The sequence below is a fragment of the Kushneria sp. Sum13 genome (assembly GCF_052692355.1).
Window position 1 is genome coordinate 3,504,347 of record NZ_CP199847.1, and the last position, 15,786, is coordinate 3,520,132.

At 61.1% G+C, this 15,786-nt stretch carries 16 protein-coding genes; 9 read left to right on the forward strand and 7 right to left on the reverse strand.

The features are described 5' to 3' along the window. The first annotated feature begins 22 nt into the window (after positions 1 to 22). The 4 genes from ACUN8C_RS16215 (at position 23) to ACUN8C_RS16230 (ending at position 3,976) form a co-directional block, all read left to right on the forward strand. Complete coding sequence (locus ACUN8C_RS16215; protein WP_445620191.1) at positions 23 to 520, forward strand: tripartite tricarboxylate transporter TctB family protein; 498 nt, start codon at positions 23 to 25, stop codon at positions 518 to 520. A 6-nt stretch (positions 521 to 526) separates the two neighbouring features. Next, the gene (locus tag ACUN8C_RS16220; RefSeq protein WP_445620192.1) at positions 527 to 2,053 is read left to right on the forward strand and encodes a tripartite tricarboxylate transporter permease; all 1,527 of its coding nucleotides are present in this window, start codon (positions 527 to 529) and stop codon (positions 2,051 to 2,053) included. Further along, complete coding sequence (locus ACUN8C_RS16225; protein ID WP_445620193.1) at positions 2,050 to 2,838, forward strand: HpcH/HpaI aldolase family protein; 789 nt, start codon at positions 2,050 to 2,052, stop codon at positions 2,836 to 2,838. The genes ACUN8C_RS16220 and ACUN8C_RS16225 overlap by 4 nt, the downstream gene beginning before the upstream one ends. 103 nt (positions 2,839 to 2,941) lie before the next feature. Continuing rightward, positions 2,942 to 3,976 (forward strand): DUF2891 domain-containing protein, encoded by a 1,035-nt coding sequence (locus ACUN8C_RS16230; RefSeq protein ID WP_445620194.1) that lies wholly within the window; start codon positions 2,942 to 2,944, stop codon positions 3,974 to 3,976. Positions 3,977 to 3,990: 14 nt separating this feature from the next. On the opposite strand, the gene ACUN8C_RS16235 is transcribed toward ACUN8C_RS16230, so the two are convergent. Next, on the reverse strand, positions 3,991 to 5,079 hold the full coding sequence (locus ACUN8C_RS16235; RefSeq protein WP_445620195.1) for an acyltransferase family protein: 1,089 nt from the start codon (positions 5,077 to 5,079) through the stop codon (positions 3,991 to 3,993). Between the two features lie 252 nt (positions 5,080 to 5,331). On the opposite strand from ACUN8C_RS16235, the gene ACUN8C_RS16240 reads away from it, so the two are divergent. Then, positions 5,332 to 6,369 (forward strand): Ldh family oxidoreductase, encoded by a 1,038-nt coding sequence (locus ACUN8C_RS16240; RefSeq protein ID WP_445620196.1) that lies wholly within the window; start codon positions 5,332 to 5,334, stop codon positions 6,367 to 6,369. A 12-nt stretch (positions 6,370 to 6,381) separates the two neighbouring features. Here the strand turns inward: ACUN8C_RS16240 and aphA are convergent, their stop codons facing one another. Further along, a complete protein-coding gene (gene aphA / locus ACUN8C_RS16245; protein ID WP_445620197.1) occupies positions 6,382 to 7,113 on the reverse strand; it encodes an acid phosphatase AphA in 732 nt (243 codons plus the stop codon). A 212-nt stretch (positions 7,114 to 7,325) separates the two neighbouring features. Further along, positions 7,326 to 9,377: a DNA helicase Rep gene (gene rep / locus ACUN8C_RS16250; RefSeq protein ID WP_445620198.1), complete on the reverse strand. Its 2,052-nt coding sequence runs from the start codon at positions 9,375 to 9,377 to the stop codon at positions 7,326 to 7,328. Positions 9,378 to 9,497: 120 nt separating this feature from the next. Between rep and ACUN8C_RS16255 the strand changes: the two genes are divergently transcribed. Then, a complete protein-coding gene (locus ACUN8C_RS16255) occupies positions 9,498 to 10,079 on the forward strand; it encodes an STN domain-containing protein (RefSeq protein ID WP_445620199.1) in 582 nt (193 codons plus the stop codon). Between the two features lie 104 nt (positions 10,080 to 10,183). After that, a complete protein-coding gene (locus ACUN8C_RS16260) occupies positions 10,184 to 10,690 on the forward strand; it encodes a GNAT family N-acetyltransferase (RefSeq protein WP_445620200.1) in 507 nt (168 codons plus the stop codon). Here the strand turns inward: ACUN8C_RS16260 and trmL are convergent. The 3 genes from trmL to pyrE form a co-directional block, all read right to left on the reverse strand. Further along, positions 10,648 to 11,112, reverse strand: coding sequence for a tRNA (uridine(34)/cytosine(34)/5-carboxymethylaminomethyluridine(34)-2'-O)-methyltransferase TrmL (gene trmL / locus ACUN8C_RS16265; protein ID WP_445621877.1), 465 nt, complete (start codon positions 11,110 to 11,112; stop codon positions 10,648 to 10,650). The genes ACUN8C_RS16260 and trmL overlap by 43 nt on opposite strands. Before the next feature lie 149 nt (positions 11,113 to 11,261). After that, a complete protein-coding gene (locus ACUN8C_RS16270) occupies positions 11,262 to 11,813 on the reverse strand; it encodes a YfaZ family outer membrane protein (RefSeq protein WP_445620201.1) in 552 nt (183 codons plus the stop codon). A gap of 174 nt (positions 11,814 to 11,987) precedes the next feature. Continuing rightward, positions 11,988 to 12,641: an orotate phosphoribosyltransferase gene (gene pyrE, locus ACUN8C_RS16275; RefSeq protein WP_445620202.1), complete on the reverse strand. Its 654-nt coding sequence runs from the start codon at positions 12,639 to 12,641 to the stop codon at positions 11,988 to 11,990. 86 nt (positions 12,642 to 12,727) lie between these two features. Here pyrE and ACUN8C_RS16280 point away from each other — a divergent pair, with 86 nt between their 5' ends. Continuing rightward, a complete protein-coding gene (locus ACUN8C_RS16280; RefSeq protein WP_445620203.1) occupies positions 12,728 to 13,489 on the forward strand; it encodes an exodeoxyribonuclease III in 762 nt (253 codons plus the stop codon). Positions 13,490 to 13,643: 154 nt separating this feature from the next. Here ACUN8C_RS16280 and rph read toward each other — a convergent pair whose 3' ends face one another. Then, positions 13,644 to 14,366, reverse strand: a complete 723-nt coding sequence (gene rph / locus ACUN8C_RS16285; RefSeq protein WP_445620204.1) for a ribonuclease PH — start codon at positions 14,364 to 14,366, stop codon at positions 13,644 to 13,646. Positions 14,367 to 14,492: 126 nt separating this feature from the next. Here rph and ACUN8C_RS16290 point away from each other — a divergent pair, with 126 nt between their 5' ends. Further along, complete coding sequence (locus ACUN8C_RS16290) at positions 14,493 to 15,359, forward strand: YicC/YloC family endoribonuclease (RefSeq protein WP_445620205.1); 867 nt, start codon at positions 14,493 to 14,495, stop codon at positions 15,357 to 15,359. Positions 15,360 to 15,786 lie beyond the last annotated feature (427 nt).

Below are 15,786 nucleotides of genomic sequence, written 5' to 3' on the forward strand. Positions count from 1 at the left end.
CGCGGCAGTCAAGGAGAGAGAGATGGCACGCACTGATCTATGGTCCGGCCTTTTGCTGACGCTGTTCGGGGCGCTGATCTTCTGGCGCGCCTCGACCTTTCCGAGCATGGCGGGTCTTGTCTACGGTCCCGGGCTTTTCCCCTCGATTGCCGCTGTCGGGCTCACGGTCTGTGGTGCCCTGCTGCTGGTCTCGGCGCTGGTGGTTCAAGGGCGCACCATGGCGGCCGGCGCGTCCGACCGGGTCGAGGCAGATCACAGGCCATCGATGGACCGTCGCCGGGCCGGCGCCCGACTGGCGGCGCTGGTGCTGATCGTGGCCGGGTTCGGACTGGCGCTGGAGCCGCTGGGCTTTCATATCACATCGATACTTGCCATCACGGCCACGGCCCGGCTCTTTGGCCTGAACCTGCTGCGGGCGCTGTGCCTGTCCGTGCCGCTGACGTTCGGGGTGCATCTGCTGTTTTATTCGGTGATGCATGTCCCGCTGCCCTGGGGCGTCATGACCCCACTGGCCTGGTGATCCCTCATGGATATCGACACGCTGCTTCGTCTTTTCTCGCCCCAGTCACTGACCGTGCTGGCGCTGTGCACGCTGTATGGCACCCTGGTCGGGGCCATGCCGGGGCTGACCGCCACCATGGCCGTGGCGCTGCTGGTGCCCTTTACCTACTTCATGGACCCCCTGGTGGCCATCAGCGCCATCGTGGCCACCACCACCACGGCCATCTTTGCCGGCGATATTCCCGGCGCGCTGCTGCGTATCCCGGGGACTCCGGCCTCGGCGGCCTACGTCGAGGATGCCTTCCAGCTGTCGAGCGCCGGCAAATCACGTTCGACCCTGCTGGTCTCGCTGCTGGCCGCCGCCATCGGCGGGATCGTGGGCGTCGTGCTGCTGGCCCTGATCGCCCCGCAGCTGGCACGGGTGGCCATCGGATTTTCAAGTTATGAGGTGTTCTGGCTGGCAACACTGGGCCTGAGCTGCGCCGTCATGACCAGCAACGCCTCGGTCATCAAGAGCTTTGCCAGCCTGTTCATCGGTCTGTTCATCGCCTGCATCGGCATCGATGTGGCCGTAGGCCATCCACGCTTCACCTTCGGCTGGTATGAACTCTTTGATGGCGTGAGCTTCATTCCCGCCATCATCGGCCTTTTTGCCCTCAGTGAAATCATGCGCGCTGCCAGTACCGGCAAGCATCAGCCGCCGCCCATCGAGATCCGCGAGACCCTGCCACAGGCCTGCCGTCAGGCCATGACCACCCTGTCGCGCTATCGGCGCAACGTGGCGCGCTCAAGCATTGCCGGTACCCTGATCGGAGCACTGCCGGGCGCCGGTGCCGATATCGCGGCCTGGATCTGCTATGCCGTTTCAAAGCGTTTTTCGCGCCATCCCGAACGCTATGGCAAGGGCCACATTGAAGGGATCGTTGATGGCGGCTCGGCCAATAACGCCGCGATCGGGGGCGCCTGGACACCGGCCTTGGTGTTTGGCATTCCAGGCGACAGCGTGACCGCCATTGCCATCGGTATCCTGCTGCTCAACGGCATGTCGCCGGGCCCGCGCATCTTTACCGATAACCCCGAGATCGTGCATACCCTGTACGGCGCCTTTGCCATGGCCAATGTGCTGATGATTCCGGTCGGCATCGCGGTGATCGCGCTGTCGAGCAGGATCGTGCGCATTCCTCGCCGCGTCCTGATGCCGATCGTGCTGCTGTTTTCGCTGGTCGGAGCCTACGCCATTACCAATTCGGTCGTCGCGGTCTGGATCGTGCTGGCACTGGGCATTCTGGGCTATGCCATGGAAGCGAGCGGATTTCCGCTGGCACCGGCCATTCTTGGCATCGTGCTGGGCGGCATTGTCGAAGAGAACTTCATGACCTCGATGATCAAGTCCCAGGGCAGCCTGCTCGCCTTTTTCGAGCGCCCGTGGGCCGCCGCGCTGGGCGCGCTCACCCTGCTGGTCTGGACGTTTCTGCTCTGCCGAGCACTTTACGAGGGCTACAAGCGCCAGCGTGCCCTCTCCCTCAATGCACCCAAGCGAGAGCCCCGATGACTGCCTTGAACCCAACCCGTCAGGCCCTGGAGCAGGGCCGTACCGTCAGCGCCCTGTGGCTTGAAAGCGCCAGCCCCGAAATTGCCGAGCTGGCCGTCCATGCCGGCTGGAAAACCATTCTGGTCGACAACGAACACGGCATTTCCAGCCTTGAACACACTGCGCACCTGCTGCGTGCGGTCGAGGCCGCCGGCGGGGATGTGGTGCTGCGCATTCCTGCCGACTACCCGGCCTATCTAAAGAAGATACTGGACATGGGCGTGCGCTCGATCATGGTGCCCATGGTCAACTCTGCTGCCCAGGCCCGCGCCATCGTGGATGCCTGCCGGTATCCCCCGCAGGGCAATCGCGGCTATGCCGCCCCTATCGTTCGGGCCTCGCGCTTCGGAGCGGTCAGCGACTATGCCCGCATCGCCAATGACAACCTGCTGCTGATCGTTCAGATCGAACACGTCGATGCCCGTGACGAGATCGAGGCCATCGCCGCCGTCGAGGGCATCGATATGCTGTTTATCGGCCCCAATGATCTGGCAGGCTCCATGGGACGGCTGGAGCAGCTCGAGGATGTTGACGTGCGCCAGACCATTCAGGACATGGAAGCGCGCATGACGGCCAGCGGCTGCTGGATGGGCACCATTACGGCCCCCACCCGCGGCGTCGAGACCCTGTCAGAGGCCGGCTATCGTTTCGTGGCCGGCCCCAACGACATCGCCATCATGGCCAATGCCCTGCGCAATGAAGCCGCTCGCTGGCGTGAACGCTCCAGGGATTTTGATTTAACCTGATCACGGCCCGGGGCCCTTTCGGGTCCCGGTCATCCACCGCAGTCGAGTGCCCGCGCCCAGCATGGGGGTCGTGCGCTTCTGCCCGTGATATCGGTTCATTTCAATGCCTGCCCTGACCTCCTACCCTCCCGATCAGGCCACGCTGGAAGGCCTGGCCAACATGGCACTGGGCCACGTCGAGCGTGAATACCCCAACCTGGTGACCCATCTGATGCGCGGCGCGCAGGATATTGCGGCCCCATCCGCCCTGCATCCGATCTTCTACGGCAGCCTGGACTGGCACTCCTGCGTGCACAGCTACTGGCTGCTGGTGCGCGTGTCACGCCTTTATCCCACCAGTGAGATCACAGCGCGCATCACTGCACTGCTGCAACGCAACATCACCGCCGAGAAGGTGGCAGGAGAGCTGGCCTATTTTCAGGCCCCCGGTCGCGGCGGCTTCGAGCGCCCCTACGGCTGGGCATGGCTTTTGAAACTCGCCGCCGAGCTTGAGTCATCTCCTCATGAAACGATGCAGCAGGCGGCCCGGACGCTGGCGCCTTTGACCCGCTTCATTACCCGCGCCTTCATTGAATTCTGGCCGAAGCAGACCTATCCGATTCGCACCGGCACCCACTACAACAGCGCCTTTGCCGGCGTCATGGCACTGGAATATGCCCGCCGCGCCCATCATGACCCCGAGCGAACGGCGCTTGAGCAGGTATTGTGCCAGCGGGCGTGGGACTGGTTTGACGCCGATCAGAACGCCCAGGCCTGGGAGCCGGGCGGTGACGAGTTTCTCTCGCCGACGCTGATTGAGGCGCTCTACATGGCGCACGCGCTTGAGCCTGAAGCCTTTCAGGACTGGTTTGAGGCCTTTTTGCCGGCGCTGGCCGACGGTCAACCGGCAACGCTGTTTACCCCGGCGGTGGTCAGTGACCGCAGTGATGGCAAGATCGCCCATCTGGACGGTCTGAATCTGAGTCGTGCCTGGTGTTTCCGGGCACTGGCGGCGCGACTGGGCCAGAGCCACCCCGCCAGCCTGCGGATGCAGAAAAGCGCCGAGACCCATCTGGCCGCGGCGCTTTCTCATCTGGGAGAGGATTATATGGGCGAGCACTGGCTGGCCACGCTCGCCCTGCTGGCACTGGAAGCCTGAGGCGCTGGACGATATCAGTGGGCCGGGTGTAACAGCCCGGTCCGATAGGCCACACGCCGGAAGGTGTGCGGCATGGTGAAAAGCACGCGCCCGGGGCCACGATTGAGCGCGCGATGGGCCAGCAGGCACAGCGCGCCGATCAGAAGCGTCATGGCCAGGGGCGTCACGGCCAGTATCCCATTTTCAAAAGCGCCTTCGACATACAGCACCTCGGGCATGACAGCGACCAGCGCAAAGATCAACAGCTTGTGAATCACATAGATCGGCAGGGTGCGCCTGCCGATATCGCACAGCAGCGCCATTTTGAACCGCTGCGTCAGCAGCGCGAACAGATCGATGGTGGTCGAGACCATCAAAAGGGCAAGCACCAGCTTGATGCCCGGCGCCTCCATTGACCCCAGCTTCCACGTAATGCCCAGCGCAATCAGCGTCAGTACGGCGGTGATCAAAAAACGTACCGGGTTACCCTGCGTGTAGTGACGCACGATCAGCGGCTGGCAATGACAGCCAATGGCGAAAAAGAAGAGATAGTTCAAAAGCGTGCTGATGTTCCAAAGCGACGGTGGCAGCCACAGACTGGAGATCAGATGCATGACCACGCCCAGGCCGATGCTGATGACGGCCGGCGACGACGTGTGCTGGATCAGCTTGCAGGCCACGAAATAGAGCACCAGTGCGTAGAGATACCAGAGCCCGGTATCGGCGCTGATCAGCTGTATGACCATGCCCATGAGGGTTTCGGGATGGGCGCCGGCGCCGACGATGTCCACGTCCAGAGGCTCAATAATGCTTTCGGTAAAGAGCCAGTAAAGCCCCACCCACAGGACATAAACCCATAGCAGATTGGCCACACGGCTGGAGCGTATCTGCCCCCAGCCGCGGCCCGTGATCGAGCGGCTGGCCAGAAACCCGGAGATGAGAAAGAACAGCGGCATGCGCAGCGGCTTGAGTGCCGTAATACCCAGATTCCAGAGCGTGGGGATGGCCGTCTGACCAAAATCGATCTGCTGAAGCACCATCTGATTGAAGTGATAAAGCACCACCGCAAGGATACACACTCCCTTGGCGGCATCGATCCAGTCGATCCGGCGTGCGCTGGGCATGCAGACTCCTCGTTTTACCTAATCAATTTTTAAATGAACCAGAGGTATTATCCGCAGCGCCGTGAACTAATCCATATAGAGCAAAAAGACTACACAATTTAACGACACTGGTTACGTTTCGGCAGTTGTGCCCGCCTCCGGCGTGACACCTTTGTCCAGCAGGCATCGCCGGACAGGACGTTTATGCTGGCAGACCGCTGACGGGCCCAGGGTAGCTGGCACCGTCCGCTCTACATCGACCAGGGGCAGGGCATGGAACACGACATCACGCTTTCACTTGAGGCGGCACGGGCGCTGAGCCGACGCATTCTTCACACGGCAGGCTTTGCAACCGGCCATGTCGAGGCCATTACCCGAAGCGTGGTGGCCGCCCAGCGCGATGAGTGTCACTCCCACGGGCTGTATCGTCTGCTGGGCATCGTGGAGACGGCCGCAATGGGCGGGCTCGATCCGCAGGCAGTGCCGGAGGTGATCGATCAGGCCCCCGGCATCGTGAAGGTCGATGCCCACTACGGCAGCTCGCTGCTGGCGTTCGAGCAGGGGCTGACGCACCTGCAGGAGAAGGCCGAGCGCAACGGCATTGCGGTACTCATGATCAATCACTGCTTTCACTTCTCGGCGCTGTGGTCCGAGGTGGAGGCACTTTCAGAAAGGGGGCTGGCGGGGCTGGCGATGAACCCGACCCATGCCTTTGTGGCCCCCGCCGGTGGCGTGCGGGCGCTTCTGGGCACCAATCCGTTTGCGTTTTCCTGGCCGCGCCCGGGCGGCACGCCCTACACCTTTGACTTTGCCACCAGCGTGGTGGCCCGCGGTGAAATCGAGCTGCACCGCCGCGCCGGCAAGGCTATCCCTGACGACTGGGCGCTGGATGATCAGGGCCAGCCGACCACGGAGGCGACAGCCGCGCTGGCAGGCGCCATGCTGCCCTTTGGCGGTCACAAGGGCTCGGCGCTGTCCACCATGATCGAGCTGCTGGCAGGCCCGCTGATTGGTGACGCCCTGAGCCATGAGACACAGGCGGCGAATGAAGACGGTACCGGCCGGCCCTGTCACGGCGAGCTGGTAATGGCCCTGTCGCCCGGGGCCTTTCTGGGCGAGCAGTCCGAGGCGGGGCTTTTACACGCAGAAAAGCTTTTCGAGGAGATTCTGGGGCAGGGTGCGCGGCTGCCGTCGCAGCGGCGTTTCGAGGCACGCGAGCGCAGTCTGGCCTCGGGTGTGTCGATCCCGGCGGCGCTCTACCGGGATCTGAAAGCCCTGGTCGAAGACAACACCCCAGGGCCACACACCTGATCAGTCAATGATCTAGAACTGAGAATTTTCCAGCACGCGCTCACCGTAAATACCGTTTTGCGGGATGGGCGTGTAGCTTGAGTTCGCCGCTCGCATCACACGAATACCTTCTGCCCCTGCCTGACGCGCCGAGATAATATCGCCGTCGGCATCGCCGTAATATATTTTGATGTCATGCTCTTTGATATACGGTGTTTTGGTATAAACATCACGGCTTGATCCGGCAAACACCACATCGTGCATCTTCTTGATGTGGAAAGTTTTTTGAAGATACGGCGTAGTGAAATTACATTCCGAGCCCGTTCTGCCGGTAATAAAGTAGATGTCATCACCGCGTTTTTGATGCATCTCGATAAGCTGCTCGGCAATGTGCTTGGGCATACTGAATTTATCCCAGCCACAATTCGCCTTGTCCCAAAAATCCTGATTGTTCAGGTAGCTATAATCATCGGGTGAAAACTCCTGTTTGCCGCGATAAAACACCGGCGTGCTAAACAGTGTTGTGTCATCGATATCAAAACCCACGGCCATTGGCGCCTTGCCTGCCAATTCCTTTTCGAGTTCCTCAACGCTCACCATATTGAGATCGTCAGGGATTCCCCTGTTGAGTAATTCAACGGTGGAATAGCCTTGATGTGTGCCGGGTGTTTTGGGATCGGCATGGGCGGTGTTCACAAGCGCGCCAATAATGAGTGCTGTTATTGTTAATGATGTGCCACGCAAAATATTATCCTTTTTAATCAATCAAGACCATCGCGACGATAACCCCACCGGGTCACGCCAGGTGGGGTTGGCATATAAGCCCGTGATGGTACATCAAATGTGCCCGGGGTATTTCCAGGCGAGCAAGGCATGGCGCATTGCCCGACATCCGACGTGTTGATCCCGGCGGCGCTCTACCGGGATCCAAAGGACCTGGCCGGTGAGGATCCGGCCGGTGAAGAGGAAGAGGCGCCCTAACCCAAAAGCGAGCGCAGCCCGGCGATGGCACTCTGGCCACGCTCGCGCTTTTTCTCGGGGTCTTCCTTGTCGGCGCGGCCGTACCACTCCAGATCGTCGGGCGGCAGTTCCTCAAGAAAACGGCTCGGCGCACAGTTCATCATCTCGCCGAACTGCTTGCGCTGCTGGGCCAGCGACAGGGTCAGGGTCTGGCGCGCGCGGGTGATGCCCACGTAGGCCAGGCGACGCTCTTCCTCGATGGTGTCCATCTCGATGGCGTTGCGGTGCGGCAGCAGTTCTTCTTCCATGCCCATCACGTAGACATGCGGAAACTCGAGCCCCTTGGAGGCGTGCAGGGTCAGAAGCTGCACCTTGTCGGTGTCATCCTCCTGGGCCTGCTGATCGAGAATGTCGCGCAGCACCAGCCGCGAGATGGCGGCCTCGACGTCGTCGGTCTCCTCGGCCGCGTCATCGCCTTCCTCGGTATCACGGTGCATCGACTTCTCAAGCTGATCGATCAGGATGTACACGTTGCCCATGCGCTTTTCAGCGATAATCGGCGCGCTGGCGTTCTGATAAAGCCACGCCTCGTAATCCATCTCGGCAAACATCGCCCGGATCGCGGCGATGGCATCGCCCTGATCCATGCGCTTGCGGATGCCTTCCAGAAAGTGATTGAAGCGTCCCAGCCGATCCACGGCGCGCTCGGAGAGCACGTGTGCAAGCCCCATTTCGCTGCAGGCGGCAAAGAGGCTCACCCTGCGCTCCTGAGCGTAGTTGGCGAGCTTTTCCAGCGTGTTGGGGCCAATCTCGCGGCGCGGCACGTTGACGATGCGCAAAAACGCATTGTCATCGGCCGGGTTGATCAAAAGGCGCAGATAGGCCATGGCGTCCTTGATCTCGTTGCGCGAGAAAAAGGAGGTGCCCCCGGAGAGCTTGTAGGGAATCTGGTGGTGCTGAAGCTTCAACTCCAGCAGTCGGGCCTGGAAGTTGCCGCGATAGAGCACGGCAAAATCACGCCACTGGGCGCTCTCCTTGATACGCCGGGTGAGAATCTCGGTGGCGACCCGCTCGGTCTCGGCTTCCTCGTTGCGATTGACGATCACCCGAATCGGTTCGCCGCGCCCCTTGTCCGACCACAGCGTCTTTTCATACACGTGAGGGTTATTGGCAATCAGCGTGTTGGCGGCCTTGAGGATGATCGAGGTCGAGCGATAATTCTGCTCCAGCTTGATGACGTTAAGCCTGGGGAAGTCCTCGCCGAGCTGCACCAGATTCTCCGGGCGGGCCCCGCGCCAGGCATAGATCGACTGGTCGTCATCACCCACCACGGTAAAGGTCTCGCGCTCGGCCATCAGCATGCGTACCAGCTGGTACTGGCTCGAGTTGGTGTCCTGATACTCATCCACCAGCATGTAGTGGATGCGCCCCCGCCAGCGCTGCAGCACTTCCGGGTGGCGCTCGAACATCGTCGCCGGCAGCATGATCAGATCATCGAAATCGACCGCGTTGTAGGCCTTCAGGTGGCGCACGTAATGCTCGTAGATGCGCGCGCAGTAGGCGTCATCCTCGGTCTCGGCGTGGGACAGGGCATGCCCCGGCAGAATCAGGTCGTTTTTCCAGGTCGAGATCCGGCTTTGCACCTGGTTGATCTGATCGCCGTCAATCTGGGCATCCTTTTGCATCAGATCACGCAGCAGCGCCTTGGCATCCTCCGGGTCAAACAGCGAAAATCCCGGACGCAGGCCCAGCGTTTTCAGCTCCGAGCGGATAATGGTCAACCCCAGGGTGTGGAAGGTCGACACCGTCAGGCCGTGACCGCTGCGCCCGGGCAACAGCGCCTGCACGCGCTCTTTCATCTCGCGCGCGGCCTTGTTGGTAAAGGTCACCGCTGCGATTCGGCGGGCGCTCATGCCGCACTCCAGGACCAGATACGCAATCTTGGTGGTGATCACGCTGGTCTTGCCGGAACCGGCACCGGCGAGCACCAGACAGGGGCCGTCGATGTATTTCACGGCCTCGCGCTGACGCGGATTGAGACCGCTGATGCGGTTGCGAATATCGGACATGGGAACAACCTGATGGAAGGCAGATGACGCAAGCACATCATGATACATCCTGTGCCCGCACCTGTGCTGTAATGACAATGCCTGAACAAGCCACGCCCATCCGCCCAGGAGAGGAAAGCCATGCGTTATCAGCTGTTTGCAACGGGTGCCAGACAACGTCTTTTTCACGCCGGTGCGGGTCTGTTGCTCAGCGCCACCACGCTTGGGGTGTCCATGCCGGCCAGTGCGGCCTGTCAGCTTCAGGCGATGAGGTACGACTATCCCGAACAGCGCCTCGATCAGGCCCTGCAGCAGTTTGCCCACACCAGCGGCTGCCCGGTCGAGATGGATATGGCCCTTATCGAGGGGCACAAGGCTCGAGCCCTGTCCGGCCAGTTCACCCCCGACGCCGCCCTGATTCAGCTGGTGCGGGGCTCGGGGCTTGAAGTGCATCTGGACAACGACCATTATCGGATCAATCAGAGTGACCGGGAGCGTATCGAGGACCTTGTCGAGACGTTTCGCTACCGGATCGACAGCGCCCGGGACAACGAGCAGCTCAGCCAGGACGAAGCCGGAGCGCTGGAGACCCAGCTTGACGCCATTGCGGCGCAAAGCGATCAGCTGATTACCCAGCAGGGCTTTTTGAGTGCCGCCGAAAGGGCCAGCTACGAGCGCCTTTTCGCCTGGATGGAAGGGCGTCTGGCGCCATCAAGCTTCTGATATGACCGGCACAGGCCCTGTTCGGCATAAGTACTGCCCGGCCTGAGCCCACGACAGCAACCTGCGCCACGACACCTGCGCCACAACAACAAAAGGCACTGATCATGAAGATCATTCAGGATGACCTGAGTAGCGAAGCGACTATCGCCCTGATTCGCGCGCATGTGATGGACCTGGCCGGTCATTCTCCCCAAGAAAGCTGCCATGCCCTTGATCTCGATGCGCTGCGCGCGCCCGGAGTGGCCTTCTGGAGCGTGTGGGAGAACGACACGATTGCCGGCTGCGGCGCGCTCAAGGCACTCGATGACACGCACGGCGAGATCAAGTCGATGCGCACGGCGGCGACCCACCTGCGCCGCGGAGTCGCGGCCAAACTGCTCGATCACATCATTGTCGAGGCGCGCAAGCGTGGCTTCAAAAGGCTGAGCCTTGAGACAGGCCCTCATGACATCTTTGCCCCGGCACGCAGCCTCTACGCCCGCTTTGGGTTTGAGACCTGCCCACCGTTTGGCAGCTACCAGGAAGACCCCTACAGCGTGTTCATGACGAAATCGCTCGAGGGGCCGGACTATAGCGCGCCGTCAAAATCCAGCTGTCGCCAGGCTTCATAGACCAGCACCGCGCAGGCGTTGGACAGATTGAGGCTGCGACTGCCTTCGCGCATGGGAATGCGCAGGCGCTGACCCTCGGGCAGCCCATCAATCAGGGCCTGCGGTAGGCCACGGCTTTCAGGCCCGAACATCAGCACATCACCCTCGCGATACGCGACCAGGTCGTGACGGGTCTGCCCGCGGGTAGTGATGGCCAGCAGTCGCCCGGGCTTAAGAGCGATCATGAAGGCCTCAAGCGAGGCATGCACCTGGACGCGGGCCCACTCGTGATAATCAAGCCCGGCCCGGCGCAGGCGCTTGTCATCAAGCTCAAAGCCGAGCGGCTCGATCAGGTGCAGGCGAAAGCCGGTATTGGCGCAGAGTCTGATGATGTTGCCGGTATTGGGCGCGATTTCCGGCTCGAACAGGGCGATGTCCAGCATGACGGGCGTCTTCTCTACTTCGGGGGCCGGTGTTGTCGTGATCAGCTTGCGATCAACGACTGACAGGCTTGTGACCAACGACAGCGGGCCCGGCACAAAGGCCGGGCCCGCTCATGCTCAAGGGCACATCAGTCTAGAATCCGACCGATTTAGAAACCAACAGACACGCCCAGTTCCGGACCGCTGAACAACGTTTTGGCATCGCGGTTATCGAAGTCGGTATGGTAGTAGCGATAGCCGACGTAACCGTAGGTATTGGCGATCAGCGTGGCACGAGCACGGGCGCCGTACTCATAGCTTTCGTTGACGTCGCCATGGCTCAGGCCTTCGGGCGTGTAGAAGCCATAGCCACCGACGCTGACACGCGGGATCGGGGTATCGACATAGGCCGAACCGCCCAGACCCAGACCGCCGCCGTTGCCGTAGTCGCTGTCCAGATACTGGTAACGACCGCCTACCGAGAGGTCTACACCCGGCAGATAGGGCGAGAACATCAGCTGACCGGAATAGGCCTTGGTATTGTTGCCGCTGTCATTGGTGCTGAAATAGCCCAGTCCGGCGGAAAAGCCCGGCAGCAGACCCTGAGTGGCCTGAAAACCATGAGCGTCCTTGCCGCCGCTGGCAGACAGGCTCAGGGCAGAAGCATTGAGACTTGAGAGGGCAAGGCCTGCACCCAGTACCGAGATGATGATCTTTTTCATTTTTGAAATCCTTGGCTTGTTGTCCCCTTGAACGGGACATGCGCTGTCAGAGATAAATCCGTTCGCCTGCGAAAATACAGGCCGGTGGGCACCGGCGCATTGTGCCATCATGATGAAGTAAATCGACATGATGTCATCTTTTTTATTAAGGCTACCTTACGGCGTTCGAAGCGGCTATTCCTGGATACCGTAGCGCGCGCTGTAATCGTTAATGGCGCGGGCGTGCGGTATCAGGCTGTCATCGGCGCGGGTTTCAAGATACTCAAGAATACCCGCCAGTGTGACGATAGGGATGACCGGAATGCCATAACGGCGGCGAACGTCCTCGATGGCGCTGATGTCCCCCTGACCGCGCTCCTGGCGATCGAGCGCCACGACCACACCGGCAGCCGTGGCACCGGCCGCCTCGATCAGGGCCATGGATTCTCCGATCGCGGTGCCGGCGGTGATGACGTCATCAATGATCAGTACGCGGCCGGACAGCGGTGCGCCGACGATCGAGCCGCCTTCACCGTGGTCCTTGGCTTCCTTTCGATTGAACGACCAGGGCAGATTGCGGTCATGATGAGTCGCCATGGCAATGGCCGTACTCGAGGCCAGCGGGATGCCCTTGTAGGCAGGGCCGAACAGGAGATCGAACTCCAGTCCGGCGCGCTGGATGGCACCGGCATAGCAGCGCCCCAGCATGGCCAGTGCCGCGCCACTATGAAAGTGGCCGGCATTGAAGAAATAGGGACTGATGCGCCCCGACTTGAGAGTGAACTCACCAAAGCGGAGCGCCTGCTCGGCAATGGCGAATTCGATGAATTCTCGCTGCTCATCGTGCATGTCATACCCTTATTTCTTGTGCCGGCTCTTTACCCAAACCTGTCAGGCTCGGGTATCATACACGCGCGAAAAACAAGGGACCATGTATGAAAATCGCCAGTATCAACGTCAATGGCATGCGCAGGGCGGTCGAGCGGGGCTTTCTCGACTGGCTGAAAGCGCAGGATGCCGACATCGTCTGCGTGCAGAACCTGAAGACCAAAAGCTTCGAGCTGGACGACTCGACCCTCTATCCAGAAGGCTATGAAGGCTACTTTCTGGATGCCGAGCAGGACGATTTTGCCGGCGTCGGTATCTACTGCCGCAAGATCCCCAAGGCGATCATGTATGGCCTGGGCTTTGAGCAGTGCGACAACGAAGGTCGTTTTCTGCAGGCCGACTACGAGCGTTTCAGCGTGGCCTCCTTTCTGATGCCGGAAGACCCGCACGCCAAGCAGCGCTTCATCGCGCAGTACAGCGACTACCTCAGCAAGCTGCGCCGCAAGCGTCGCCAGTACATCATCGCCGGCAGCTGGTACATCGCCCACAAGACCGTGGATCTTGATCACTGGTCCGAGCATCAGAGCACGCCCGGGTTTCGTCCCGAGGAGCGCGCCTTCATGGACCAGGTCTTCGGACCGATGGACTTTGTCGACACCTTCCGTGAAGTCGAGCGCAACGCCGGCCATCACACCTGGTGGCAAAAGCTCGACAGCGAGGTCCCGCGCAAGCGTCAGGACGGCTGGCGCATGGACTATCAGATTACCGGGCCCGACCTTGCCCGCACGGTCAAACGCGCCTGGATCGATCGCGACGCCGATTTCAGCGAGTTCGCGCCGCTGATCATCGAGTACGATCTGGAACTCTGACAGACCGCCCGATCATGACGCCGTCGTGATCGCGCAGCCCTGCCCCGGTCCCTTCGCGCCACGGCGCCGACAGCTTCTCGCTGTCGGCGCCGTGTTGTTACCGTGCAGCGTCATGACGGGCCAGACGTTATGGCCCGAACCCGATCGGCCTGTTTCAGCTGACCATGCCCAGCGCTTCACGCTGATGCGCGAAAAGCTGCCCGCAGCCGGCTTCGGCCATATCCATCATGGCGTTGAGCTCACTGCGTGAGAACGATTGCTTCTCGGCCGTGCCCTGCACCTCGATGATGCCGCCGTCGGCGGTCATGACCACGTTCATGTCGGTCTCGGCGCGCGAGTCCTCGGCGTAGTCCAGATCGGTGACGGCCTGGCCCTTGTAGATGCCGACCGAGACTGCGCTGACCAGCTGCTTGAGCGGGTCCGTCTTGATCTGCTTGCTGCGCTGCAGCGACTGAATCGCATCGACCAGCGCCACGCAACCACCGGTGATCGCCGCCGTGCGCGTGCCGCCATCGGCCTGAAGCACATCGCAGTCGATGGTGATGGTGAACTCGCCGAGCTTTTTCAGATCAACCGCCGCGCGCAGGCTGCGCCCGATCAGACGCTGAATCTCGACGGTGCGACCGCCCTGCTTGCCGCGGGCCGCTTCCCGGCCGCTGCGGGTATGGGTCGCGCGCGGCAGCATGCCGTATTCCGCGGTAATCCAGCCCTGACCCTTGCCGCGCAGCCAGCGCGGCACGCCGGCCTCGATGCTTGCCGTGCACAGTACCTGCGTATCGCCAAAGGCGACCAGCACCGAGCCTTCGGCGTGCTTCGTGTAGCCGCGGGTCAGGGTAATTTCACGGGTTGCCTCTGGGGCACGTCCACTGGGTCGCATGACACTCTCTCTACTGGTAAAAATGAAGACACAAACCAAAAGGCGGGCCGGGCATCTTACACGCCTGCCTGCGCAATGAACGAATCGTTTAGACTGATCCACTTTCCCCTCATGCAAGGATGACCCATGGCACGCAGCATGACCGCCTTCACCCGCCAGACGCTGGATGCCGACTGGGGCAGCCTTGCGCTGGAACTGCGCTCGGTGAACCAGCGCTATCTGGATTTGCACTTTCGCCTGCCCGACGCCCTGCGCGATCTTGAAGCGCCCTTTCGTGACAGCCTGCGCAGCGCGCTTTCGCGCGGCAAGATCGAGTGCTCACTGCGCTTTGAGCGCGCCCAGAGCGTCAGCACCGGGCTCGATATCAACGTCGAGCATCTTGAAGTGCTGATGGAAACCCTGACGCGCCTGCGCCGTCATGCCCCGGAAGCCTCGATGCCAACGCTGCTGGAGCTGCTCGATCATCCCGGTGTCTCACGTGGCGGCGAGATCGACATGGACGCCGTGCGCGCTGCCGCGCTCCAGCTGATGTCGCAGGCACTTGATGACCTGAACGCCGGTCGTGAGCGCGAAGGCGAACAGCTCTGTGCGCTGATCCGCGAACGCCTCACCGGCATTCGCGCCCAGGTCGAGGCCGTACGCGCCCATCTGCCGGCCGTGCTGGAGCGTCAGCGCCAGCAGATTCTGGATCGCCTAGAGGGTGTGAAGGCCGAACTCGACCCCAACCGGCTTGAAGCAGAGATGGCGCTGATCGCGCAGAAGGCCGACGTCGCCGAAGAGCTCGACCGGCTGGAAACGCACGTGGGCGAAGTCGAACGCCAGCTGAACCAGAAAGGACCCATCGGGCGCCGGCTGGACTTTCTGATGCAGGAGTTAAACCGCGAGGCCAATACGCTCTCGTCCAAGGCCGCAGTCACCGACACCACCCGCTGCGCGGTGGAGCTGAAGGTGCTCATCGAGCAGATGCGCGAGCAGATTCAGAATCTCGAGTAGTATCCACCAAGCGCCACAATCATACTCAAGGCTATTGTTTCTAAAGATATTTAATCCAAAGATAGTCCACTGATGTCTATCAATATCTGCCGAAGCCCACATCCTTTTGGGTAGTAAAGCGGGGAATAAATTCGTTGCTCTCCGCTTTCTGCTTTCTGCTTTCTGCTTTCTGCTTTCTGCTTTCTGCTTTCTGCTTTCTGCTTTCTGCTTTCTGCTTTCTGCTTTCTGCTTTCTGTCATCGAAAGTGCTTCCCGCACAAATTGCAACTTCTGCAACGCCCAAAGCAGGTCAGCCGCCTACCTCACGAAAGAAGCGAACATAGGCAAACGCTCTGTTGTGGCAGGGCTGGATTGTTCAGGGCCTACGGAGCGACCGTTCTCCATCCGTTTTCACTTCGTACAGAAAAGAGCCATGGGAAGCCTTAATG

Coding starts and splice junctions, on each gene's coding strand:
- rph (WP_445620204.1), bottom strand. CDS start 14,366: ATGCGACCCAGTGGACGTGCCCCAGAGGCAACCCGTGAAATTACCCTG.
- ACUN8C_RS16255 (WP_445620199.1), top strand. CDS start 9,498: ATGCGTTATCAGCTGTTTGCAACGGGTGCCAGACAACGTCTTTTTCAC.
- ACUN8C_RS16220 (WP_445620192.1), top strand. CDS start 527: ATGGATATCGACACGCTGCTTCGTCTTTTCTCGCCCCAGTCACTGACC.
- pyrE (WP_445620202.1), bottom strand. CDS start 12,641: ATGCACGATGAGCAGCGAGAATTCATCGAATTCGCCATTGCCGAGCAG.
- ACUN8C_RS16270 (WP_445620201.1), bottom strand. CDS start 11,813: ATGAAAAAGATCATCATCTCGGTACTGGGTGCAGGCCTTGCCCTCTCA.
- ACUN8C_RS16225 (WP_445620193.1), top strand. CDS start 2,050: ATGACTGCCTTGAACCCAACCCGTCAGGCCCTGGAGCAGGGCCGTACC.
- ACUN8C_RS16215 (WP_445620191.1), top strand. CDS start 23: ATGGCACGCACTGATCTATGGTCCGGCCTTTTGCTGACGCTGTTCGGG.
- ACUN8C_RS16230 (WP_445620194.1), top strand. CDS start 2,942: ATGCCTGCCCTGACCTCCTACCCTCCCGATCAGGCCACGCTGGAAGGC.
- ACUN8C_RS16240 (WP_445620196.1), top strand. CDS start 5,332: ATGGAACACGACATCACGCTTTCACTTGAGGCGGCACGGGCGCTGAGC.
- ACUN8C_RS16280 (WP_445620203.1), top strand. CDS start 12,728: ATGAAAATCGCCAGTATCAACGTCAATGGCATGCGCAGGGCGGTCGAG.
- trmL (WP_445621877.1), bottom strand. CDS start 11,112: ATGCTGGACATCGCCCTGTTCGAGCCGGAAATCGCGCCCAATACCGGC.
- rep (WP_445620198.1), bottom strand. CDS start 9,377: ATGTCCGATATTCGCAACCGCATCAGCGGTCTCAATCCGCGTCAGCGC.
- ACUN8C_RS16260 (WP_445620200.1), top strand. CDS start 10,184: ATGAAGATCATTCAGGATGACCTGAGTAGCGAAGCGACTATCGCCCTG.
- ACUN8C_RS16235 (WP_445620195.1), bottom strand. CDS start 5,079: ATGCCCAGCGCACGCCGGATCGACTGGATCGATGCCGCCAAGGGAGTG.
- ACUN8C_RS16290 (WP_445620205.1), top strand. CDS start 14,493: ATGGCACGCAGCATGACCGCCTTCACCCGCCAGACGCTGGATGCCGAC.